The sequence below is a fragment of the Marinobacter alkalisoli genome (genome assembly GCF_045449795.1).
Lineage (GTDB): Bacteria > Pseudomonadota > Gammaproteobacteria > Pseudomonadales > Oleiphilaceae > Marinobacter.
In genome coordinates, this window is sequence record NZ_JBJJLB010000016.1 from 109,740 (window position 1) to 133,317 (window position 23,578).

At 58.2% G+C, this 23,578-nt stretch carries 20 protein-coding genes; 13 read left to right on the top strand and 7 right to left on the bottom strand.

Going from position 1 to position 23,578, the window contains the following annotated elements; genetic code table 11:
- Position 1: 1 nt before the first annotated feature.
- Positions 2–526: a DUF2062 domain-containing protein gene (locus ACJO3M_RS05130; protein WP_406985046.1), complete on the bottom strand. Its 525-nt coding sequence runs from the start codon at positions 524–526 to the stop codon at positions 2–4.
- Between the two features lie 80 nt (positions 527–606).
- On the opposite strand from ACJO3M_RS05130, the gene ACJO3M_RS05135 reads away from it, so the two are divergent.
- The 9 genes from ACJO3M_RS05135 (at position 607) to murB (ending at position 9,444) form a co-directional block, all read left to right on the top strand.
- Positions 607–3,000, top strand: coding sequence for a DNA internalization-related competence protein ComEC/Rec2 (locus tag ACJO3M_RS05135; RefSeq protein ID WP_407000291.1), 2,394 nt, complete (start codon positions 607–609; stop codon positions 2,998–3,000).
- 82 nt (positions 3,001–3,082) lie between these two features.
- Positions 3,083–3,709, top strand: a complete 627-nt coding sequence (gene pocA, locus ACJO3M_RS05140; RefSeq protein ID WP_127332786.1) for a flagellar polar localization protein PocA — start codon at positions 3,083–3,085, stop codon at positions 3,707–3,709.
- Between the two features lie 5 nt (positions 3,710–3,714).
- Positions 3,715–4,140: an ExbD/TolR family protein gene (locus tag ACJO3M_RS05145; protein WP_407000295.1), complete on the top strand. Its 426-nt coding sequence runs from the start codon at positions 3,715–3,717 to the stop codon at positions 4,138–4,140.
- On the top strand, positions 4,137–5,912 hold the full coding sequence (gene msbA / locus ACJO3M_RS05150; protein ID WP_407000296.1) for a lipid A export permease/ATP-binding protein MsbA: 1,776 nt from the start codon (positions 4,137–4,139) through the stop codon (positions 5,910–5,912). Before ACJO3M_RS05145 ends, msbA begins: the two co-directional genes overlap by 4 nt.
- A complete protein-coding gene (gene lpxK / locus ACJO3M_RS05155; RefSeq protein ID WP_407000297.1) occupies positions 5,909–6,928 on the top strand; it encodes a tetraacyldisaccharide 4'-kinase in 1,020 nt (339 codons plus the stop codon). Before msbA ends, lpxK begins: the two co-directional genes overlap by 4 nt.
- Position 6,929: 1 nt before the next feature.
- The gene (locus ACJO3M_RS05160; protein ID WP_406985052.1) at positions 6,930–7,118 is read left to right on the top strand and encodes a Trm112 family protein; all 189 of its coding nucleotides are present in this window, start codon (positions 6,930–6,932) and stop codon (positions 7,116–7,118) included.
- 12 nt (positions 7,119–7,130) lie between these two features.
- On the top strand, positions 7,131–7,919 hold the full coding sequence (kdsB, locus tag ACJO3M_RS05165) for a 3-deoxy-manno-octulosonate cytidylyltransferase (protein WP_407000299.1): 789 nt from the start codon (positions 7,131–7,133) through the stop codon (positions 7,917–7,919).
- Positions 7,916–8,401: a low molecular weight protein-tyrosine-phosphatase gene (locus ACJO3M_RS05170; RefSeq protein WP_407000300.1), complete on the top strand. Its 486-nt coding sequence runs from the start codon at positions 7,916–7,918 to the stop codon at positions 8,399–8,401. The genes kdsB and ACJO3M_RS05170 overlap by 4 nt, the downstream gene beginning before the upstream one ends.
- Entirely contained in the window at positions 8,398–9,444 is a 1,047-nt protein-coding gene (murB, locus tag ACJO3M_RS05175) for a UDP-N-acetylmuramate dehydrogenase (protein WP_407000301.1), read from the top strand. Before ACJO3M_RS05170 ends, murB begins: the two co-directional genes overlap by 4 nt.
- Before the next feature lie 27 nt (positions 9,445–9,471).
- On the opposite strand, the gene ACJO3M_RS05180 is transcribed toward murB, so the two are convergent.
- Positions 9,472–11,205 (bottom strand): proline--tRNA ligase, encoded by a 1,734-nt coding sequence (locus tag ACJO3M_RS05180; protein ID WP_407000302.1) that lies wholly within the window; start codon positions 11,203–11,205, stop codon positions 9,472–9,474.
- 136 nt (positions 11,206–11,341) lie between these two features.
- Here ACJO3M_RS05180 and ACJO3M_RS05185 point away from each other — a divergent pair, with 136 nt between their 5' ends.
- Positions 11,342–11,968: a TetR/AcrR family transcriptional regulator gene (locus ACJO3M_RS05185; RefSeq protein WP_407000303.1), complete on the top strand. Its 627-nt coding sequence runs from the start codon at positions 11,342–11,344 to the stop codon at positions 11,966–11,968.
- A gap of 13 nt (positions 11,969–11,981) precedes the next feature.
- Here the strand turns inward: ACJO3M_RS05185 and ACJO3M_RS05190 are convergent, their stop codons facing one another.
- On the bottom strand, positions 11,982–12,479 hold the full coding sequence (locus tag ACJO3M_RS05190; protein WP_407000304.1) for an Lrp/AsnC family transcriptional regulator: 498 nt from the start codon (positions 12,477–12,479) through the stop codon (positions 11,982–11,984).
- Positions 12,480–12,625: 146 nt separating this feature from the next.
- On the opposite strand from ACJO3M_RS05190, the gene leuA reads away from it, so the two are divergent.
- Entirely contained in the window at positions 12,626–14,323 is a 1,698-nt protein-coding gene (leuA, locus tag ACJO3M_RS05195; protein ID WP_407000305.1) for a 2-isopropylmalate synthase, read from the top strand.
- Between the two features lie 102 nt (positions 14,324–14,425).
- Here the strand turns inward: leuA and ACJO3M_RS05200 are convergent, their stop codons facing one another.
- The 3 genes from ACJO3M_RS05200 to xseA all read right to left on the bottom strand — a co-directional run bounded on the left by ACJO3M_RS05200 (position 14,426) and on the right by xseA (position 18,281).
- Positions 14,426–14,635, bottom strand: a complete 210-nt coding sequence (locus tag ACJO3M_RS05200; protein WP_008169155.1) for a cold-shock protein — start codon at positions 14,633–14,635, stop codon at positions 14,426–14,428.
- Positions 14,636–14,951: 316 nt separating this feature from the next.
- Complete coding sequence (locus tag ACJO3M_RS05205) at positions 14,952–16,871, bottom strand: propionyl-CoA synthetase (RefSeq protein ID WP_407000306.1); 1,920 nt, start codon at positions 16,869–16,871, stop codon at positions 14,952–14,954.
- Between the two features lie 42 nt (positions 16,872–16,913).
- Positions 16,914–18,281: an exodeoxyribonuclease VII large subunit gene (gene xseA, locus ACJO3M_RS05210; RefSeq protein ID WP_407000307.1), complete on the bottom strand. Its 1,368-nt coding sequence runs from the start codon at positions 18,279–18,281 to the stop codon at positions 16,914–16,916.
- Positions 18,282–18,495: 214 nt separating this feature from the next.
- Between xseA and guaB the strand changes: the two genes are divergently transcribed.
- Together guaB and guaA are read left to right on the top strand one after the other, a co-directional pair.
- On the top strand, positions 18,496–19,959 hold the full coding sequence (gene guaB, locus ACJO3M_RS05215) for an IMP dehydrogenase (RefSeq protein ID WP_407000308.1): 1,464 nt from the start codon (positions 18,496–18,498) through the stop codon (positions 19,957–19,959).
- Between the two features lie 64 nt (positions 19,960–20,023).
- Positions 20,024–21,601 (top strand): glutamine-hydrolyzing GMP synthase, encoded by a 1,578-nt coding sequence (gene guaA, locus ACJO3M_RS05220; protein WP_407000309.1) that lies wholly within the window; start codon positions 20,024–20,026, stop codon positions 21,599–21,601.
- A gap of 138 nt (positions 21,602–21,739) precedes the next feature.
- Here guaA and ACJO3M_RS05225 read toward each other — a convergent pair whose 3' ends face one another.
- Positions 21,740–23,464 carry a tetratricopeptide repeat protein gene (locus ACJO3M_RS05225; protein WP_407000310.1) on the bottom strand — a complete coding sequence of 575 codons (1,725 nt, stop codon included), beginning with the start codon at positions 23,462–23,464 and terminating at the stop codon, positions 21,740–21,742.
- Positions 23,465–23,578: the final 114 nt, after the last annotated feature.

Genomic DNA, 23,578 nt, shown 5'->3' on the forward strand with positions numbered 1-23,578 from the left:
TCTAGCGCTTGCGGCGGCGCAGGAAGCGCCGCTCCTGCCAGTCGGACCGCACCTTCCGGCGCCACAGGAACTGTATGGACAGGTAGGCCAGACAGGCTGACAGGGTGGCGACGATCAGTGAGCCCAGGTAAAGCGGAATGCCGATATCCAGGATGCGTTCACTGATCCACGACCAGGAAGCCTGGAATTCAAAATTCAGTACCGGCCGGTCCAGGATCCAGGCGCCGATTTTGTAACTGAAGTAGAACATCGGTGGCATGGTCAGTGGGTTGCTGATCCAGACCAGCACCACGGACAGGGGCAGGTTGGCGTTGAACCAGATGGCGAAAAAAGCAGCGGCCAGCATCTGGAACGGCATCGGAATAAAGCACAGGAAAATCCCCACCAGGAAGGCGCGGGAAACACTGTGACGGTTAATGTGCCAGAGGTTGGGTTCATGAAGGATGTCGCCGAGAAATCGCAGCGACTCCATCGCCCTGACTCGATCGGGCGTTGGTAGGTATCGTTTCATGAACTTCTTTGGCATCTGGAAGTTCTGCCTGCTAAGAATGACAGCCCGGGATACAGTGAGTATCCGGTGCTTTGGAATAATCAGGAGGACATGGATTGTCCGGAAGTCTTGTCGCGTTTGCCTGCGGCGTTATCTTACTTTATACCCTCCCGGTCGTGCCACCTCTGAAGTGGCTGATTGTTGCCCTGTTGTCAGTACTTTATGGGCGTTTTGCGTCGACCTCGCGGCGGGTGTCCACCGTGCTCATGTTCTTCGTCTGGCTGCTGGCTGGCCTGGCCTGGTCATCCTGGCATGCATCAGACCGCCTGCAACTTACTCTCCCGACTGAGCTGGAAGGCGAGGTCGTCGACGTTTCGGGCTACGTGTGTGAAATTCCCACGGAAGGAAGTTTTAACAGTCTCAGGTTCAGTTTTTGTGTGACCCGCTGGCGTCTTCCAGAAGAATTCAGGGGAAACGACACCACGTTGCCCGCCAAGGTAAGGCTGGCATGGTATGGTCGCGAGGAGCAATCCCTTCCGGGACACCGGCTTCGCCTGAAGGTTGTGCTCAAGCAGCCGCATGGGGCGATCAACCCCGCCGGATTCCGGTATGAAACCTGGCTGTACCGCAAAGGCTTCCGCGCGACAGGGACAATACGGGGCGTTGATTCCGATCCCTCGGTGCCATGCGGCCTGCATTGCCGCTATATGGCCTGGCGTCAACAGTTGGCCGATGCCGTGGACGCCAATATGGGTGAGGCCAGGCACTACCCGTTGGTGGCTTCCCTCTTGATCGGGTATCGGGGCGAAATGACGCTTGGCCATTGGGAGGTTTTGAAGGCTACCGGTACGATCCATCTGGTGGCCATCTCCGGTCTTCACCTTGGCTTGATCGCCCTCGGCGCGGGGTTTCTGGTCCGCCGATTGCTGCTCTGGTTGCCGGGGCCGGCGCTTGCGCCACGTTACGGGCGGTATCTGGTCTATATCTCCGTTGCCCTGGCCAGCATAGCCTACAGCCTGGCCGCCGGTTTTACGGTGCCCACACGCCGGGCACTGGTTATGGTGCTGGTTGCTGGCTGGGTGGTGATTCATGGCCGCCAGGTGTCGCCCTGGCGGGGATTGGTGCTCGCTCTTTTCCTGGTGCTGCTGGCAGATCCGTTTTCTCCGCTTGATCAGGGATTCTGGTTATCCTTTGGTGCCGTTACGGTGCTGGTGCTGGTGTTTTCCCGGCGTTTGTCCTCCCCGGGCTGGGCCGGGGCCCTGACGCTTGCGCAGGTAGCCGTGTTTGCCGGCCTGTGGCCGGTATTGTCCGCGCTGGGGCAGGGGCAGCCTGTCTCGGGTCTGCTGGCCAATGTGTTCGCCATTCCCTGGGTGTCGGTTGTCGTCATGCCGGTGTTGATGGCTGGCGCAGCGCTGATATCGCTGCTGCCGGTGAGTCAGTCGTGGGTGCTGGGCTGCTTTGACCTGGTGCTAGGGGTGTTGTGGAGCGTGTTGGAGTGGTTGTCCACCCTGGACCTGCCGGCTGGTAACCCCGGTGTTCCCGCCACCCTGGGGGTTGCGGCGCTGGCCATCCTTGCCCTGGTAGTCCCGTCATTGCGAATCCGCCTGTTGGTTGTTCTGGCGATGGTGCCCTGGCTGCTGTTGTCCCAGTTTGAGGGGCGCAACGGCAACCGTTGGGTGGAGGTGCCGGAGGTCTGGGTATGGGACGTTGGTCAGGGGTTGTCGGTGCTTGTTCGTCATCAGGACCAGGTGCTGCTCTACGATACCGGGCCTTCCATTCCCGGTGTTTTCTCCGCCGTTGAGTCGGTCTTGGTTCCCAATCTGTCGAATCTGGGCGTCGGCGTCATCAATACCCTGGTGATCAGTCACGGCGACAGTGACCACGCCGGCGGCTTGCCTCTGTTGTTTGATTCCGTCCCGGTGTCGGAAACCATTACCGGGGAGCCGGGCCGGGTGGCCGAACGTTCGGGTGGGGGCGGACCTGTGCCACTGGTCTGCTCCCGGGGTCTGAGCCGGACTGTCGGTGAGCTCACCCTGGATTTTTGGCAACAGCCGGAAGTAACGACGGCCACAGACGCGAACGATACGTCCTGCGTCGTTACCATCACCACTGCGGATCGCTCTTTCCAGATGTTGATGCCAGGTGATATCACCAGAACAGTGGAATCTGGCATGCCGGGTCAGCCTCACTTCGCCAGGCTGACCGACCCGGAGGCCTACCGGGTTGTGCTGGCACCGCACCATGGCAGCAAAACTTCTTCGTCTGGCCAGTGGGTGCGGTGGCTTGACCCGGATCTGGTGATCTTCAGTGCGGGGTACCGGCACCGATTCGGGCATCCGCATCCTTCGGTTATAGAGCGTTACCGGGCGGCTGGTAGTCAGACACTGAATACCGCGTACTCTGGCGCAATACGTTTGAGGATGGGCGGCAGCAGCCTGAAAGTAGATGAGCAACGACAGTCGGCCCCGTTCTGGATTCGCCGGCCCGTAACGGATTGGTGGGCATTGTAAAATACCGTGACACAACGGGTGTGGCCTGCGGCGGCAGCTATGCTAAAGTAGCGCGGCTTGTTAACAATCAGGGAGACCAAGCGTGTTCGAGCTGTTGAAAGCCGGTGGCATTCTGATGGTGCCAATTGTAGCCTGTTCCATTCTGGCACTTGCCATAATCCTTGAACGTTTCTGGACGTTGCGACCCTCAAGGGTAGCGCCTCCCCAGACCATTAACGAACTCTGGCGCTGGATCAAGAAAAAAGAGCTGAATGGCCGCAAGCTCAAGGCGTTGCAGGGTTCCTCTCCGCTTGGCCGGATTCTCGCGGGCGGGCTGATGAACGCCAAGCATGGCCGCGAAATCATGAAGGAAAGCATCGAGCATGAGGCCAGTCAGGTTATTCATGATCTGGAACGTTTCCTCAATCCTCTGGGCACTGTTGCTACCATTACGCCGTTGCTGGGGCTATTGGGTACCGTGATCGGCATGATCAAGGTGTTTGCAGAGATCCAACTGGCCGGCGTTGGTAACGCGGGCAATCTTGCGGGCGGCATCTCAGAGGCTCTGATTACCACTGCCGCGGGGCTGAGTGTGGCTATTCCGGCGTTGATTGGCCACCGCTATTTCATCCGCCGTGTTGATGAACTGGTGGTGGGTATGGAACAGGAAGCCATCAAGTTGGTGGAAGTGGTCCATGGCGACCGTGAAATCGATGTGGAAGGAGCCTGAACGCCGTGAAGTTCAAGCGCCAGAGAAGTCAGGAGGTCGGAGTAGACCTGACGCCATTGATTGACGTGGTGTTCCTGCTGCTGATCTTCTTTATGGTTTCCACCACCTTTACTCGCGAAAGCCACCTTGAGGTGGAATTGCCTTCGGCCAGTGCCGATGCCCGCGCAGAAACTGAGGTGCGGGAAATCGACGTGGTGATCAATGCCGAGGGGCAGTACATCCTTAATGACCGAACGCTCGTCAACAATCGTCGGGAAACCCTGGAACGGGCCGTGCGGGAACTCTCGGAAGGTGATAACTCGTTGCCTTACGTGATTACGGCCGATGCCCGGACACCCCATGAGTTTGTCGTCAGGGCAATGGACGTGGCTGGCCGCCTGGGATTTGCCAAGCTGAGCATTACCACTGAGCGGGAGGCTGACGGGCAGTGAGTGAAACCGCCAACACTGACGCCAGCGAGCCACAGGAAGCGTCCAACTGGGCGACCTACAAGCGCTTGCTGGCCTACGTCAAACCCTTCTGGCTGGCGTTCTCGCTGGCCGTGCTGGGGAACGTGATCTATGCCGCCGCCTCCACGGGCATGGCGGCTGCCATGGAATACGTGATCCTGGCCATTGAGAATCCCACGGAACAGAACCGGATCCTGCTCACGCTGCTGATCGTCGGCGTGTTTGCCTTTCGGGGCATGGGGACATTCCTGAGCCAGTATTTCATCAGCTACGTTGGCCGTCAGGTCATCAATGCCCTGAGGAACCAGGTATTCGACCGGCTGATGACCCTGCCATCCCGTTATTTTGACGACAACGCCTCCGGCCGTCTGGTATCCAAGCTGACCTTTAATGTCGAGCAGGTGGCGGAAGCAACTACCAATGCGGTGACGATCACCCTGCGTGAGGGGCTCACCATACTGGGCCTGCTCGGTTTCATGCTGTACACCAACTGGAAACTGACCGTGGTGTTCCTGGCGGTCGGACCTATCATCGGGCTGGTGGTCAGTTACGCGAGCAAGCGCTTCCGCAAGATCAGTAAACGGATTCAGGGGTCCATGGGGGATATTACCCATGTGGCGTCCGAATCCATCTCCGGATATCGCGTGGTACGGACCTTTGGCGGGGAAGACTTCGAACGTGAGCGTTTCCGCGACGTCAGTGAGCGCAACCTGAAGCAGAGCCTGAAAATGGCGTCCACCCAGGCCATCAGCATACCGGTTATTCAGGTACTGGTGGCGGTGGCTATTGCCGCGCTGGTGTGGACCATGCTGGCGCCGGAAATTCGTGGTGAGATGAGCACCGGTGAGCTCATCGCCTTTATCACCGCTGCCACTACCATGGCCAAGCCGATTCGCCAGGTGACGTCTGTCCACGCCAAGATCCAGAAAGGGGTGGCTGCGGCCCACGACGTGTTTGGCACCATGGATGAAGAGCCCGAGCAGGACGATGGCACCTACAGCCCGACACGGGTGAACGGTGATATCACCTTTGACGACGTCTCCTTCCGCTACCGGGACCAGTTGGATGATGTGCTCAGCGGCATCTCCGTGGACATTCCCGCAGGACAGAGCGTGGCGCTGGTAGGCCGCTCGGGCAGTGGCAAGTCCACCATGGTCAGCCTGTTACCCAGGTTCTACGAATACACCGGCGGCGATATCCGCATAGATGGCCATTCCCTCAAGGAGTTCAGCCTGCAGGCGCTGCGTGCCCAGATCGCTCTGGTTACGCAGAACGTGGTGTTGTTCAACGACACCATCGCCGCCAATATTGCCTATGGAGCCCTGCGCCATTGCACCCGTGAGGAAATCCGGGACGCTGCCGCCAAGGCTCACGCCCTGGAATTCATTGACCGTATGCCGGCAGGCCTGGACACCATGATCGGCGACAACGGTGTGATGCTTTCCGGAGGGCAGCGGCAGCGCCTCGCGATTGCCAGGGCGTTGCTGAAAAACGCCCCGATCCTCATCCTGGATGAGGCGACATCGGCCCTGGACACGGAATCCGAACGTCACATCCAGGAAGCGCTGGAAACCGTGATGCAGGGCAGGACCACGCTGGTCATTGCCCATCGACTGTCAACGATTGAAAAAGCGGACCGGATTCTGGTCATGGAAGCAGGGCAGATCGTTGAGTCCGGTCGCCACGACGAACTGCTGGCCATCGGCGGAGCCTATGCCCAGTTGCACCAGATGCAGTTCAGCGAGCAGGCATGACCACGCTGACGGACAGGCTCTGGTATGGTCGTGGCCGGCCATTGTGGCCGTTATACCCGTTGGCATGGTTGTATCGCATGGTCGCCGAGAGCCGGCGGCGAAAAGCCTGGCAGGCGAAAGATGAGGTGTTGCCGGCGCCAGTTGTGGTCGTCGGCAACATCACGGCCGGTGGTACCGGTAAATCCCCGCTGACGGCCCGGCTTGTCTCACTGCTGAAAGAACATGGCTGGCGACCGGTGATCCTGAGCCGGGGATACGGTGGCCGCTCCGGTCATTATCCCCTGCAAGTTGATCAGACGACCCGCGCCGAGGTGGCGGGCGATGAGCCGGTCATGCTGGCGCTGGAAACCGGTTGCCCCGTGGTTGTCGATCCCGAGAGAAAGCGCGGTGCCCTGTGGGCCCTTGAGCAGCAGCTTGGCGATATCCTGATTTGTGACGATGGCCTGCAGCATTACCGGTTGCCACGTGATATCGAGTTGGCGGTTTTCGATGCCGAAAGAGGCATCGGGAATGGGGCTGGAATTCCCGTAGGCCCCCTGAGGGAACCTCTGGATCGGCTGTCGGGTGTCGACTTTGTGGTGACCAACGGCGGTATGCTGGAGGAGATCGAGCATCCTGCCCAATTTCCCATGACGCTGGAGCCGGCAGCCTTGCGCAATCTCAGTTCCGGCGAAACGGCTCCGCTGGCCAGCCTGCGGGACAAACCGGTGCATGCCATTGCGGGTATCGGTAATCCCCGGCGTTTTTTCGCTACACTGGAGTCACTCGGGGCCCGGGTTTCAGCGACAGCCTTTGCCGACCACCACAAGTTCCGCGCGTCGGATCTTCCGGTCGATGATAATGCCTGGCTGCTGATGACCGCCAAAGATGCAGTAAAATGCCGGGAGTTTGCACCGGACAATACCTGGGTGTTGTCGGTAAAGGCACAATTGCCTGAGGCATTTATCGATGCGTTTCTGGCCCGTGTGCGGGAATGCAGCGGCTCCCTGACTATTCATGAATCTGTGAGAACGTAAAATGGATAAGAAATTGCTGGCCATGCTGGCTTGCCCGGTTTGTAAAGGTGATCTGAAGCTGAACCAGGAGAAAACCGAACTGGTCTGCTATCAGGACGCCATGGCGTTTCCGATCCGCGAAGGTATCCCGGTCATGCTGGCAACGGAAGCCCGAACGCTGTCCACTGACGAGCGCCTTGATAAGCGCTGATAGGTAAGTTTCATGTCTTTTACTGTGGTGATCCCCGCCCGTTATGCCTCTACACGTCTGCCTGGAAAACCATTGGCTGATATTGCAGGCAAGCCGATGATCCAGCATGTCTACGAACGCGCCGGGGAAAGCGAAGCCGGCCGAGTGGTCATTGCCACTGACGACGAGCGTATCGAGTCCGTGTGCCTTGGTTTCGGGGCGGAAGTGGTGATGACGTCGCTCGACCATGCCAGTGGTACCGACCGGTTGGAGGAAGTAGCTCGTGTGCTTGGTTTTGCGCCCGATGAACGGGTGGTTAACGTACAAGGCGACGAACCGCTGATTCCGCCGGCCCTGATCAATCAGGTTGCGAATAACCTGGAGCGTTTCCCTCGCGCAGCCATTGCCACCCTGTGCGAAAAAATTACCGATATCTCCAGTGTTTTGAACCCGAACGTGGTGAAGGTGGTGGCGGACCATCAGGGCATGGCTCACTATTTCAGCCGTGCGCCCATACCCTGGGCCCGGGATGCCTGGCGTGACGGAAGCTTGCCATTGGGAGACGCCGACCTTCCGGAGGATGTGGATTACTACCGTCATATTGGAATCTACGGCTACCGGGTTCAGTTATTGACTGACTTTGTTCGATGGGCGCCTGCTCCTACGGAGATGACCGAATCGCTGGAGCAACTGAGAGCTTTGTATAACGGCGCCCGCATTCATGTTGAAGAAGCGTGCCAGGTGCCTCCGGCGGGGGTGGATACTGACGCGGATCTCGAACGGCTGAGGCGTTGGATGGAAACGGAGGCAAGAGGCGCATGAGTGAGCAGAAACCGGTCAATGTTCTGTTTGTCTGCCTTGGCAATATCTGTCGCTCTCCCAGCGCCGAGGGCGTATTCCGCCACGTTGTCCGCAATGCGGGCCTGGAAGACATGATTCATATTGATTCCTGTGGCACCGGGGACTGGCATGTCGGCAACGCGCCGGATGGCCGTGCCCGGCAAAAAGCCCTTCAGCGCGGTATCGATATTTCCGGTCTGCGTGCCCGCCAGTTCCATGCCAGCGATCTTGAGCGTTTCGATTACATTCTGGTGATGGATCGGCAGAACCTCGCGGATGTGCGGGATATATGGCGTCAGAATGGCGGCACCGAACCCGAGCTGTTCCTGAGCTATGGCCGTAGTGACCATGACGAAGTACCCGACCCCTATTATGGCGGGGACCAAGGTTTTGAAATTGTGCTGGATCTGATCGAAGACGCCAGCGAGGGGCTTCTGGACGCGATACGGAGGCACCAGGCTTGAGCCTTTCACCGGAGCTTGATGAAAACGTCAGCCTGGCGGCCATGAACAGCCTGGCGGTGCAGGCCAGCGCCCGCTGGTTCGCGGAAGCCAGATCCGGCGAGGAACTCAGGTCTCTGCTGGACGAGGCTGCCCGGAGAAATCTGGCCACGCTGATTCTCGGCGGTGGCAGTAACCTGGTGTTCGCTGGTGATTTTGACGGCCTGGTGTTGCGCATGTCGATTGCCGGTCGTCATTGGGAGCAGGTTGAAGACGATTCGGCTGTCCTTGTGCTGGGGGCCGGCGAAAACTGGCATGAGTCGGTGCTTTATGCCGCATCGGCAGGATACTGTGGCATAGAGAATCTGGCATTGATACCCGGCACGGCTGGCGCAGCGCCAGTGCAGAACATCGGTGCCTACGGCGTGGAACTGAAAGACACCCTGGTCAGTGTTACCGCCCTTGATCGGGATACTGGTGAGTGGGTGGTGCTGGCCAACGAAGAATGCGAATTTGGCTACCGGGATAGTCTGTTCAAGCATCGCCCCGGGCGCTATGTCATCACTGAGCTGCGTCTCAGGCTCTCCCGCTCCAGGCCTCTTTCCCTGGAGTATGCCGACCTGGCCAATTATTTTGACGACGAGGATGCTTCAACCCTGAGTCCGCTTGACGTGGCCGAGGCGGTGATGGCGGTCAGGCGTCGCAAACTTCCCGATCCCGAGCAGATCCCCAATGCCGGCAGTTTTTTCAAAAACCCGGTGGTGGAGATGAGTGTCTGGGAAGCGTTAAAGGCGGCGTATCCAGACATTCCTGGCTACCCGGGTAACGGCAGCGCAAAACTGGCGGCGGCCTGGCTCATTGATCAATGTGGCTGGAAAGGATTCCGTAATGGTCGGGTCGGGGTCCATAATCGTCAGGCACTGGTGCTGATCAACCATTCCGGGGGGTGCGGATCGGATGTACTCGCGCTGGCGGACCGTATCCGAGAGGATGTCCTGGCTCGGTTTGGTGTAACACTGGAAATGGAGCCCGGCGTCATTCCGCCGGAGTGCGCACTGGGGCAGTGACCCCAGCGCGCCTGCCTGATACCTGTCTCAGAGCCCGTTGCGTGGCGAAGCGCTGATCAGGAATGGCAGGGCCTCGTCCAGGGCGACGTCCTGTTTGTCGGCATCGCGACGCCCCTTGTACTCCAGCGTGCCTGCCTCCAGGCCGCGGTCAGAGACCACGAAGCGGTGGGGGATGCCAATCAGTTCCATATCAGCGAACTTGACGCCCGGGCGTTCTTTGCGGTCATCCAGAAGAACATCAAACCCGGCCTGGCGGAGCTGGTCATACAGCTTTTCCCCGGCTTCCGCTACTGTCGGCGATTTATGGGCATTCAGTGTGACCACGGCGACCTCAAAGGGCGCGATCGCTTCGGGCCAGATAATACCCCTGTCATCGTGGTTTTGCTCGATGGAAGCGGCCACAATCCTGGAAACACCGATACCATAGCAGCCCATCTCCACAATCACGTGCTTGCCGTTTTCATCCAGTACCGTGGCGTTCATGGCCGTGCTGTATTTGTTGCCCAGCTTGAAAATATGACCCACTTCGATGCCGCGACGGATTTCCAGGGTGCCTTTGCCGTCAGGACTTGCATCGCCTTCCACCACGTTCCTGAGGTCTTCAACACGGGAGAGTTCCGCGTCGCGGCCCCAGTTCACGCCGGTCAGATGGAAATCTTCCTTGTTAGCGCCGCAGACAAAGTCCGCCAGGTGCGCGGCACTGCGGTCAACGATGACCGGCACTGGCAGCTTAACCGGCCCAATGGAGCCGGGCTTGCAGCCAACCGCTTTCTCGATTTCCTCGTCGGTGGCCATGGTCAGGGGCTCGGCAATGCCGGCCAGGTTCTCCGCCTTGATCTCGTTCAGCGTGTGATCGCCACGGAGGATCAGCGCGACGGGGCCAGACTCGCCGTTCTCGTCTTCCTCGCCTTTGACCAGCAGGGTTTTCACGGTACGGGAGGCGTCAACGCCAAGGAATTGCGCAAGCATGTCGATCGTACGCTGGCCTGGCGTTGAGACTTCTTTCAGCTCTTCCGACGGGGCAGGGCGATCACCGGCAGGTGCGACAGCTTCGGCTTTCTCGATGTTCGCGGCGTAATCACTGTCGGTACTGAAGACAATGTCGTCTTCGCCCGACGATGCCAGCACGTGAAACTCGTGGGAGGCACTGCCGCCAATGGCGCCGGAGTCCGCCTGTACCGGACGGTAGTCCAGGCCGAGGCGGTCAAAAATGGCACAATAGGTGCGGTGCATGACCTGATAGGTTTCGTTCAGGGATTCGGCATTCAGATGGAAGGAATAAGCATCCTTCATGATGAACTCCCGGGCCCGCATCACACCGAAGCGCGGACGGCGCTCATCCCGGAACTTGGTCTGGATCTGATAGAAGTTGGACGGCAGTTCCTTATAGCTCTTCAGCTCGTTCCGGATCAGGTCGGTAATGACCTCCTCATGGGTCGGGCCATAGCAAAAGTCTCGCCCGTGGCGATCATTCATCCGCAGCAGCTCGCCGCCGTACTGCTCCCAGCGGCCTGACTCCTGCCACAACTCCGCCGGTTGCACAGCTGGCATTAACACTTCCTGGGCACCACTCTTGTCCATTTCCTCCCGCACGATACGCTCAACTTTGCGCAGAGTACGCAGGCCCATCGGCAGCCAGGTATAGAGGCCCGAGGCAAGTTTGCGGATCATACCGGCCCGGAGCATCAACTGGTGGCTGATAACTTCGGCGTCCGCGGGTGTTTCTTTCAGGGTAGCAATCAGGAAACGGCTTGCTCGCATTGTGTCTTCCGTCTGAGGTTGTGAAGGTTCTTAGACTAATGGACAGGCCAGATATGGCACGTCTGGACCTTTATTTGTCGTAAAGTGGTGGTTATTGTACGGAGCCTGTCACACAAGGTACAGATCGAGTGGCCATATGACTGCAGACAACACAGCCGTATCCGTTAGTGTCACCCCGCGCCGGAAACCGGTCCAGGCCCGGAGTCGTGAACGCGTTAATACCATCCTTGAGCACGCCGCCGCGATTTTCCATGAGATGGGTGTGGACAGCACCAGCATGTCGGCCATCGCACGGCAATCCGGTATGTCGCTGGCCTCCCTGTATCGTTATTTTCCGAACAAGGCCGCGATTGTAAAGGCGATTGCGGAGCGTCATGTCGAGAAAATGGAAACCGCGCTGCGGGAGCGACTGGGCATGGTCAATCTGGTGGATGCGGCGGATGTATTGATTGATCTCTTTTATGAGTTTTACAGGACCGAGCCCGCTTACTCGGCGATCTGGAGTGGCGTGGAGGCCATGCCGGAATTGCGCGAGCTGGATCTCCGGGAGCTGTATAGTAATGCCGGGGACCTGGATGCCCGGTTGAGCGAGGAGTACCCCCACATTCCCGACGATCGGCGCTGGAATGCTTGCCTGGTGGTGCCCAGGTCCGCCGGCTCCGTTTTGCGGCTTGCAGCGACATTGCCGGAGGACCAGGCGCGGCCTATGGTTGATGAGCTCAAGTGTATGGTGGGGGCTTATTTGCGAGAGCTCGTATGTTAATCCTTGCCCGGTATCAGGATAAGTAGCCTAGCGGGAGCGCTGTGCTGTCGATCACCCGTCGCAGCACGAAACTGGAGTGAACACCGCTGACTCCCTGTATACGGGTGATGCGGTTGAGAAGAAAGTGGTGATAGTGGTCCATATCGGGCACCACGACTTTCAGCATATAGTCGGCATCCTGGCCGGTAATCAGATAGCATTCCTGAACTTCCGGGTACTCCGCCACCTGCTCTTCAAAAGCCGCGAATCGCTCCGGAGTGTGGCGATCCATGCCAATCAGGATGATGGCGGTCAGCGACAGTCCCAGTTTTTTGTGATCCAGAACGGTCACTTTACGCACAATGATGCCAGCGTCTTCCATGGCCCTCACCCGCCGCAAACAGGGGGAGGGGGACAGCCCCACCTTGTCCGCAAGTTCCTGGTTAGTGAGGGAGCCGTCCTGCTGCAACTGTTCCAGGATTCTGCGATCGGTTTTGTCGATTTTAACGAGAGATTCGGTTGAGCTCGGCATAATATTGCGTCATATCTATTTATGTGGGCAGAAACGATTAAAATAGTAGATCAGATGTGAAAAAAAGCAATCATTTGTCCCGGATTTCCGGTTAGTCTGTACACCATACATAGATTGTCCCCAGAACAGCGCAAGGAATAGACGTCATGGCATTTGATCATCGCAAGTATGTTGCTTTCACGCCGGTTGCCAAGAAAGACCGTCGCTGGCCGGATCGTGTGATTGAAAAAGCACCCACCTGGTGTGCGGTGGATCTTCGTGATGGCAATCAGGCTCTGGTTAAGCCCATGTCGGTTGCCCAGAAGCAGCGTCTGTTCGATTTGTTGGTGAAGCTGGGCTTCAAGGAAATTGAAATCGGCTTCCCGGCGGCCAGCCAGCCGGATTTTGATTTTTGTCGCAAGTTGATTGAAGAGGATCGCATCCCGTCGGATGTGAAGATTCAGGTGTTGACGCAGGCCCGCCCGGAGCTCATCGAACGCACCTACGAGGCCCTGCAGGGCGCGAAGCAGGCCATTGTCCACGTCTACAACTCCACATCCACGGTACAGCGTGAACAGGTATTCGGTCTTGACCGTGACGGCATTCGGGATATTGCTGTGAATGGCGCCCGCGTGGTGAAGGACATTGCCGCACGCCATCCGGAAACCGACTGGACCTTCCAGTACTCGCCGGAAAGCTTCACTGGCACCGAGCTGGACTTTGCTGCCGAAGTGGTTGATGCCGTCAATGATGTATGGCGTCCAGATCAGGGTCAGCCGGTAATTATCAACCTGCCTGCTACGGTGGAAATGGCAACACCCAACGTGTTTGCCGACCAGATAGAGTGGATTTGTGATCGGGTCCGGTACCGCGAGCACATCAGCATCAGCGTCCACACCCACAATGACCGTGGCTGCGGGGTAGCGGCCGCCGAATTGGCGGTCATGGCCGGTGCTGACCGGGTGGAAGGCACCCTGATGGGGAACGGGGAGCGCACCGGTAATATGGATCTGGTCACCATGGCCATGAACCTGTATTCCCAGGGCATTGATCCGACACTGGATCTGTCCGGCATGGCGGAGATTACCGAGGTTGTTGAGGCCTGTACCGAGATTTCGACCCATCCGCGCCATCCCTACGCAGGTGAGTTGGTCTTTACGGCGTTTTCCGGCAGCCATCAGGACGCCATTCGTAAATGTCTCTCCAGGCGCAAGGATGGCGATGTCTGGAACGTTGCCTACCTGCCCATTGATCCCCGGGATCTGGGTCGCCGCTATGAGGAAGTGGTTCGTATCAACAGCCAGTCCGGTAAAGGTGGTGTCGCCTATGTGTTGGAGCGTGATTATAAGATCACCCTGCCACGCTGGTTGCAGATTGAATTCAGCAAAGTGGTTCAGGGGGAAGCCGAGGTCAATGGCGGTGAAATTGACTCCGTGACCATTCACCGCCTGTTTGAAGAGCGATACCTTAAGGTGCATCAGTCCTGGGCCTTGACTTCTTACGACCTGCACCGCGACGAAGACGGTGTGATGGCTGTCGTTAACATGGGGGAGGGCAGTCACCCGGTTCGGCTGGAAGGTCGTGGTCTCGGCGCTGTGGAAGCGGTGTCAGCGGCCCTGGAGGAGCGGTACGGAGTGAGCATCGCTGTTGAGGCATACGATGAATTTGCCCTGGGCGAAGGGACCAATGCCAATGCCCTGGCCTGCATCCGGTTGACCGCCAACGGCGCCCATTGCAGTGCGGCGGCACTGGCGGAGGATACCACTTCGGCCACCCTTCAGGCGCTGTTCTCGGCGGTGGCCCAGGTTGTTGGTGTCCCGGCTGATACCACAGCGGCAGAGGCGGTGGAGTCCGCCGGGGCCTGACCAAACCCCTGGCGCCCAATAAAAAGAGCCGGCATGTGCCGGCTCTTTTTTACGCCTGGTTGTTGCCATTGCCCGTGAGGGGCAAGGGGCGGATCCGCAACCTCAGACCGGGGTTACGTTTTCCGCCTGGGGACCTTTCGGGCCCTGTGTCACGGTGAACTGTACCTGCTGACCTTCGGTCAGGGTACGGAAACCGCTGGCATTGATTGCACTGTAGTGAACAAACACGTCACTGCCACCGTCCTGAGCGATAAAGCCAAAGCCCTTGGACTCGTTAAACCACTTAACGTGGCCGGTTTTTGTATCAGACATTGATCTTTCCTGTATTCCTGAAATTTTGCCCTCACGGGACCTTCGGTTTTCTGGGATGAAACCGGTGCTGAGAAATCCGAGCGTACTGAAGAAAGGACAACGAAGAGCACTGCGGCAGGACGTTGGAGCGCATTCACCAAATACCACTGTATTTTCACAGCAATTTCAGTATAGACCGACTTTCGGGGTCGTCAACGCTTTTTGATGACTTTTATTAAGGTTTTTAAAGCAGCAAAAACAACGGCTTGTCATTAAATCGTCACCGAATGCCCCGGCCGGAAACCGACCAGGGTGTTCGTTGCGGGCAGGGTTTCGGTCAGCCGCGGAAGTGCTGGCTGATTTCTTCAAGAATGGCTGGATCGTCAATGGTGCTGGGCACGGAGTACTCTTTCCCATCCGCAATCTGTCGGATCACCCGCCGGAGTATCTTGCCGGACCGGGTTTTGGGCAGGCGTTCAACGACCAGCGCCCGACGGAAACAGGCAATGGCGCCGATCTTCTCACGCACCATTTCCACCAGTTCCTCTTCCAGTTCATCGTGGTCAATGGTGGCGCCATCCTTGACCAGAACCAGGCCGACGGGAACCTGCCCTTTCATTTCGTCCTGGGCGCCGACCACGCAGCATTCGGCAACGGCGGGGTGAGAGGCGACCACTTCCTCCATTTCCCCGGTCGACAGGCGGTGACCTGCCACATTGATGACATCATCGGTCCGCCCCATGATAAACACATAGCCGTCGTCGTCGACGAAGCCGCCGTCCCCGGAGCTGTAAAAACCCTTGATCGGCTCAAGGTAGGTTTTACGGAAGCGGGCGTCGTCACCCCAGACAGTCATCATGCAGCCTGGGGGCAGTGGTAGCTTGACGGCGATCTGTCCCTGCTCTTCCGCAGGAACCTGATTGCCCTCCATATCCACCACCTGGACATTGAAGCCGGGGGAGGGGACCGTGGCGGAGCCGGGCTTGGTGGCCATCATTTCGATGCCGACGGGATTGCAGCAAATAGCCCAGCCGGTTTCGGTCTGCCACCAGTGGTCCAGCACCGGCAAGCCGGTCTGTTCACGCAGCCACTCGTAAGTGGCGGGATCCAGGCGCTCGCCAGCGAGGAACAGCCGTTTCAATGAGCTGATGTCGTATCGTGACAGCTGATCGGCTTCGGGATCCTCCTTGCGTACGGCGCGAAAGGCGGTTGGCGCGGTAAACAGCATGTTCACTTTATGGTCCTGGACCACTCGCCAGAACGCGCCGGCATCCGGCGTCCTGACCGGCTTGCCCTCGTAGAGAATGGTGGTGCAGCCGGCAAACAGGGGGCCGTAGACAATGTAGCTGTGGCCGACCACCCAACCTACGTCCGATGCGGCCCAGTACACATCGCCGGGTTTCGCGTCGTACACCAGCTTCATACTGTAGCGCAGTGCCACGGCGTGCCCGCCATTGTCCCTCACCACCCCCTTGGGTTTGCCGGTGGTGCCGGAGGTATAGAGAATGTAAAGCGGGTCCGTAGACCTGACGGCAACGGGGGAGACCGCCTGGGCGCTGGCCATCAGATCGTTCCAGTCGTAATCCCGTCCCGCCTCGAGGGACGCTTTTGCCTGGGGGCGCTGATACAGGATGCAGAATTCCGGTTTGTGGCTGGCCTGGTTGATGGCCTTGTCCACCAGCGGTTTGTATTCGATCACCCTGGAGATTTCAATGCCGCAGGAGGCTGTAATGATCGCCTTGGGATGGGCGTCGTCGATGCGAACGGCCAGTTCATGGGCGGCAAATCCGCCAAACACCACGGAGTGAATGGCGCCGATACGTGCGCAGCCGAGCATGGCGATAACCGCTTCCGGAATCATCGGCATGTAGATGATAACCCGGTCGCCCTTAACGATGCCGCGGTCTTTCAGGGCGCCGGCAAACCTGGCAACTTCGTCGGTGAGTTCCTGGTAGGTGTAGGATTTCCGGGTGTTGGTGACGGGGGAGTCGTAAATGAGCGCGGTCTGATCCCCGCGGCCGGCACGGATGTTGGCATCCAGGGCAACATCGCTGGTGTTGAGTTCACCATCGGGAAACCACTCGCCATGACCATTGTCGGTTGCCTGCCAGATGGTGTTGGGTGACTTGAACCAGTCGATGTTTGCGGCCTGTTCTCGCCAGAACTCTTCAGGCTTGTCGATCGAGCGCCTGAATTCAGAGTTATAGTCCATACCATCTACCTCATGATCCTGTTGTTGTTTTTGGATACTAACCACAACTGTAGGCGCTTTGAGGGGAAGGACTACTAGACCATAGGCTTAGTCAGCCGGTTCATTGGGCGAGTGGACCTCGGTCACGGTTGCGGTGAGGTCACCTTTGGCCAGGCGGGTGGTGATGGATTCGCCTTTAGCGACCTCGCTGGCATCCCGGATAATGGCGCCGTCGCGTTCACGGCGGGTAATGGCATAGCCGCGCCCCAGCGTGGCCAGGGGGCTGACCACGTGCAGGGTCTGGCTGGTGTGGCTCAGCTTGTCGTGATGACGATCGAGGCGCTGGCGGATGGCGTCGTGGAGCTTGTCCCGCATCCGCTCCAGGCGGTCCCGGCCATGGTCCAGGTGACGACTCGGGGATTGCATCAGTAGCCGCTGCTTCAGATGATTCATTCGCAGCTCCTGCTGCCCGAGTATCCCTGCCATGGCCTTGCCCAGGCGCATGTCCAGTTCGTCCATGCGCTGGGCTTTATCCATCAGCTCTCGCCGGGGGTCGCGAAGCCGGGCGGTCAGATGCGTCATCTGGGTGTCCAGGCGTTGCAGTGACCGCCGGATGGCGTTGGCGAGGCGAGCCTGTGTCTCATCCACCCGCCGGCTCCACTCCCGCTGGTCCGGCGAGATTTTCTCTGCGGCGGCGGAGGGCGTGGGCGCCCTGAGATCCGCCACGAAATCCGCAATGGTGACGTCGACCTCATGGCCGACCGCGCTTACCGTCGGGATGCTGCAGTCCGCGATTGCCCGGGCAACGGATTCTTCATTGAAGCACCACAGGTCCTCAAGCGACCCGCCGCCGCGACCGATGACCAGCACATCGGCCACGCCATGGGCCTGGGCCTGTTGGATGGCGCGGACAATATCGGCGGTGGCCGCCTTGCCCTGAACGGCTGTGGGGTAGAGCGTGACGGGGATAGCCGGGCATCGCCGCGCCAGAACCGTCAGAATGTCATGAATGGCCGCGCCGGTAGGCGAGGTGACAACGCCAATGTGACGCGGGACCGCAGGTATGGGTTTCTTGCGGGTGGCATCAAACAGCCCTTCCAGTTGCAGCTTTCTCTTCAGTTCCTCGAAGGCCTGCTGCAGTGCTCCGAGGCCGGCTGGCTCAAGATGTTCGACGATGATCTGGAAGTCGCCCCGGTTTTCGTACAGGGTCACCTTGCCGCGGATTCGTATCTGGTCACCTTCTTTCGGTAACTCGCGGATACGCTGGTTGGAGCCTCTGAACATGGCGCAGCGGACCTGGCATTTGCGATCCTTCAGGGAAAAATACCAGTGCCCGGACGACGGGCGTGAAAATCCCGACAATTCGCCTTCCACCCAGACCTGCATAAAGCTGGTTTCCAGCAGGTGTTTGGCCTGGTGGTTCAGTTCGCTGACACTCAATGCCCGTGGACGGGAATCCTGAAAGGGGCTGTTCAATGTGTGACTCCCTGCTTCAATATACGCAATAGCCGAAAAGTGAAGGGCAAAAATAGCGGAATTTCAAAAAGATGCAATCGAAGGTTCAAACTGCGCTGGTTTACTGTCCACCCACGCCCATTTATAATAGTCCGATTAAGGTATTTGCTTTGTCACGCCATGCCGGGCGCGGCAGGTGAATTCCCAACTTAGCATGTTCAAAAGGCGGATCCCAATGCTGCGAATTGCCGAAGAAGCCCTCACATTTGACGATGTTCTGCTGATCCCAGGATTTTCGGAAGTTCTTCCCCACGAGGTCAGCCTGAAGACCCAGCTGACCAAAGGCATTACCCTGAATGTTCCATTGGTGTCGTCAGCAATGGATACGGTGACCGAGGCCGAGCTGGCCATCGCCATGGCTCAGGAAGGCGGCATCGGCATCATGCACAAAAACATGACCGTCGAGCAACAGGCGGCCGCCGTTCGCAAGGTCAAGAAATTTGAAAGTGGTGTGGTGAAAGACCCTATCACCGTGACTCCGGGAACCACCGTACGTGAGTTGGTGGATATCACCACGGCCAATAACATTTCCGGTCTGCCGGTGGTTGACGGTCGTGACCTGGTCGGCATAGTCACCGGCCGGGATATCCGGTTTGAGAGCCGCATGGACACGCCGGTGTCAGACATCATGACGCCGAAGGAGAAGCTGGTGACCGTCAAGGAAGGGGCAAGCCTTGATGACGTCAAGGAATTGCTGCATCGCCATCGCATTGAGAAAGTACTGGTGGTGAATGATGACTTCCAGCTCAAGGGTCTGATTACCGTCAAGGATATCCAGAAAGCCAAGGATTACCCGTTGGCGTGCAAGGATGAGCAGGGACGTCTGCGTGTCGGGGCTGCCGTGAGCACTGGTGGTGATACCGAGGCACGTATCACGGCGCTGGCGGAAGCGGGCGTGGATGTGATTGTGGTTGATACTGCCCACGGTCACTCCAAGGGCGTGATTGATCGCGTGCGCTGGGTCAAGGAGAAGTTCCCCGAGGTTCAGGTTGTCGGTGGTAACATCGCCACCGCCGACGCGGCTATTGCGCTGGCGGATGCTGGCGCGGATGCCGTGAAAGTAGGCATCGGCCCCGGCTCCATCTGCACCACGCGTATTGTTGCTGGCATCGGCGTTCCACAGATTTCCGCGGTTTCCAACGTTGCCGCTGCCCTGAAGGAACGCGGTGTGCCGCTGATTGCTGATGGCGGTGTGCGTTTCTCCGGTGACATTGCCAAGGCGATTGCTGCTGGCGCTCACAGCGTCATGATCGGCAGCCTGCTTGCGGGTACCGATGAGGCTCCGGGTGAGGTTGAGCTGTTCCAGGGGCGCAGCTACAAGGCCTACCGGGGCATGGGCTCTATTGGCGCCATGGGGCAGGGGTCCAGTGACCGTTATTTCCAGGATGCCACCAAGGGTATTGAAAAACTGGTACCGGAAGGCATTGAGGGCCGGGTCGCCTGCAAGGGGCCAATGCGCAACATCGTGCATCAGTTGATGGGTGGTTTGCGGGCTTCCATGGGCTACACCGGTAGCGCCACCATGGAAGAGATGCGTACCCGGCCACAATTCGTACGTATCACCAACGCGGGTATGCGTGAGAGCCACGTTCATGACGTGACCATCACCAAGGAAGCACCCAACTACCGTGTCGGCTAATCATGCCGTTCCGGGCGCGGCTCAGGGGCTGAGCCGCGCTTATTATTTCTGATCCGAGGACTCCATGGCCCAGAACATCCACGACCACCGCATTCTGATTCTCGATTTTGGTTCCCAGTACACCCAGCTCATCGCGCGTCGCGTGCGGGAAATCGGGGTTTACTGTGAAATCAAGGCGTTCGACATCACCGACGACGAGCTTGAAGCGTTTAATCCCAAAGGCATCATCCTTGCCGGCGGTCCTGAATCTGTCACCCAGCTTGGTGGTCCCCGTGCTCCGGATGGCCTGTTTGATCGTGGTATCCCGATTCTTGGTATCTGCTATGGCATGCAGACCATGGCCGAGCAGCTTGGTGGCCGTGTCGCCAGTTCCGAGAAACGTGAATTCGGGTATTCGCAGGTCAAGGTTCGGGCCGCCGGGCCGCTGTTGCAGGACATTACCGATCACCTGACAGCCACCGGTGAGTCCCTGCTGGACGTGTGGATGAGTCACGGTGACAAAGTTGTGGTCATGCCGGACGGCTTTGAGCTGCTGGCCTCCACCGAGAGCGCCCCGATTTCCGCCATGCAGGACCTGAGTCGCAACCTGTACGGCGTTCAGTTCCACCCGGAGGTCACTCACACGCTCCAGGGCAAACGCATCCTTGAACATTTCGTGCTGAACATCTCTGGCTGTGAGGCGCTGTGGACCCCCGCCAAGATTGTTGATGACGCCGTACAGCAGATCCGTGATCAGGTCGGCAACGACAAAGTATTGCTCGGCCTTTCCGGGGGCGTGGACTCGTCCGTAACCGCCGCGCTGCTGCATAAGGCCATCGGTGATCAGCTGACCTGCGTGTTCGTGGACAACGGCCTGCTGCGCCTGAATGAAGGCGATCAGGTTATGGACATGTTCGCCAGCAACATGGGCGTGAAAGTGATCCGTGTGGACGCAGAGGAACTGTTCCTGTCCAAGCTCAAGGGCGAGGCGGACCCGGAGAAGAAGCGCAAGATTATCGGTAACACATTTATCGATGTGTTCGACGAAGAAGCCACCAGTATCCGCGATGTGAACTGGCTGGCCCAGGGCACCATCTACCCGGACGTCATTGAGTCCGCGGCATCCAAGACCGGTAAAGCCCATGTCATCAAGTCCCACCACAATGTGGGTGGCCTGCCGGAGACCATGAAGCTGAAGCTGGTAGAGCCACTGCGTGAGCTCTTCAAGGACGAGGTTCGTCGCATCGGCCTGGAGCTGGGGCTGCCCTATGACATGGTGTATCGCCACCCGTTCCCGGGACCGGGACTGGGCGTTCGTATTCTGGGCGAAGTAAAGAAAGAATACGCGGACATTCTCCGTCGCGCCGATGCCATCTTCCTGGAAGAACTGCACCGGGCGGATTTCTACCACAAAACCAGCCAGGCGTTTGCGGTCTTCCTGCCGGTGAAGTCCGTGGGCGTGGTCGGGGATGCCCGTCGCTACGAGTACGTGATTGCGTTACGTGCGGTAGAAACCATCGACTTCATGACAGCGCGCTGGGCACACCTGCCTTATGATCTGCTGGAGACGGTCTCCAACCGGATCATCAATGAAATCACCGGTGTGTCCCGGGTGACCTACGATGTGTCGTCCAAGCCGCCGGCCACCATTGAGTGGGAGTGAAAATACGCCTTTCAGGGACGATCGGCGCCTGTCAGTGGCAAGGCGGGACAGAACTATAGGCTTGGGTTATTCAACTGTGCTATAGGAGTGAGCATAGTTGAGCGATGGGTAGCTTCATGTGATGTTAACGGATTGATTTCACTGGAATTGATCCGATATTCCTGTGACGCGATTACTGTCAGTGATGCTGACAGTTAGCCCCGCTTTGGCGAGACCGTCGGCGATGTCGGTCAGCAATGGATGTGTCCAGCTCAGTTCGGCGAGCCAGGGATAAAAGGTCTCTCTGATGTCGGGGTTGCTCGCCACAAGTTCATCAATCACTGGTTGCGCTTTTTCTACCAGACCCAGTTTACCCAGAACGGCGGCCTTGAGAGTCAGTACGTAGCGTTGGCCGGATGTGTTTCGCGCGATGTGATGATATGCGCGCTCGTACTCACCCTCGACGAAATAGGCCAGCGCTAACTCGGCCGATCTCGAACTAAGGTTCAATCCCCAGCTCTCCCGCGCCTCCCGGTAAATTTCCAGTGCCTCCCGGCCACGTCCCAGTCGAGCGATGCGGGACGCAATACGCAGTTTGAGATAGATGTCTCCCGGATAGCTCGCCCGGATTTGCCTTTGAAATGTGTCGAATTCCCCGATATTCCGCTGGCGAAGCGCCAGATGCATGAGAGCGACCTTGGTGAGATAGGCCTCTGGGGCAAGGTTCTCGGCTTTCTGCCCGGCGTGTCTGGCGATTTCGATGAGTTTGGACAACTCCTCCGGACCGCCGGATGTGTAGTAGCGGGATCGTACTGTGTTGAAAATGCTCAGGGTGGCCCACGCCGATGCATCGTTGGGGAATCTGGCGACAACGCGTTCGAGGCATTCGCGCATTTCGGGATACACGCTGGCGTTTTCGACCGCTCGGATGAGTTGTGCTCGTGAGAGGCAGGCCTGCTTTGAGAAGACTTCGCTGTAGTATCTGTCGAGGATCAGAGGTATGGCGCCGCCTTCGCCCAGGATCTGGAACGAAACCTTGTTAACGGCTCTGTTGATTGAAGCGGAATCTGTTCCTGATAATTGCTCCTTGGCGGCCCACAACAAATAGCCGGTTTCGTTATCGATCAACTGCCAGAGCAGCTCGGGGTTCGCATCATTGGTGAGCGTTGGCCGCAAGGTAAACGCGATGTTATTAAAACCGGAAGCCTTTTTTGTCGGTTTTTCTTTTGTCGCAATTGGCACTATGCCTGGCGGGGTGATCCTGGCCAGCCCGATGTGTGACAGAGCGGGAGCGAGACGGATATCAATGGCTCTTGCCAGCGATTTTGTCTCCTGGCCGGGATGCTGAACCGGGTGCAGATCAATAACGATATGGGTAGGTAAGGATTCTGGCTCGCTCTGCCACCAAAAATACGCTGACAAGCCCATAGCGAACACTGCCAACAGGCAGGTGGCCATTAACAGGGCTGGGCGTGAAAGTGGTGATCGGCTAACGGAATCCTCTATGGATGAGTCCGGTTGCGGCGGTGCAGGCGCATCCCGGAACTCGAATGAGGGCACATACCTTCCCTTCGGTAAGCTGATTACAACCCGGACGTTCTGCTCGCAGTCGCTATAGTAAGCCTGAAGCGCTTTTCTGATCCGACCTGCTGTTGTGCGCACAATGGTATCGTTCGACGGGTCAAACTGAGCACCCCTGTCAAAAACCTCCGATGCGATGGCGTAAGCATTGATTCGGTCACCGCGTCCGGCAATGACTTCGTTGATGACAAATTCCAGAAAGGCTCGAACGGCAGGAGCATGAGCGAATGATTTTGAGTTAAGGATGTTATCCAGTTCATCCTTTATCAGGATGTGGTCTTCGCGAGATAAGCTATTATTCATGGTCGTTAATCAGGTTGAGTGTCAGCCACATTGATTCTGTGTGGCATCGCCATGCTTTCTTTTTGGCTTGGCACAACCGTTTAAGAGTAGGGCTGTACGCCCAAAATCGCTCAC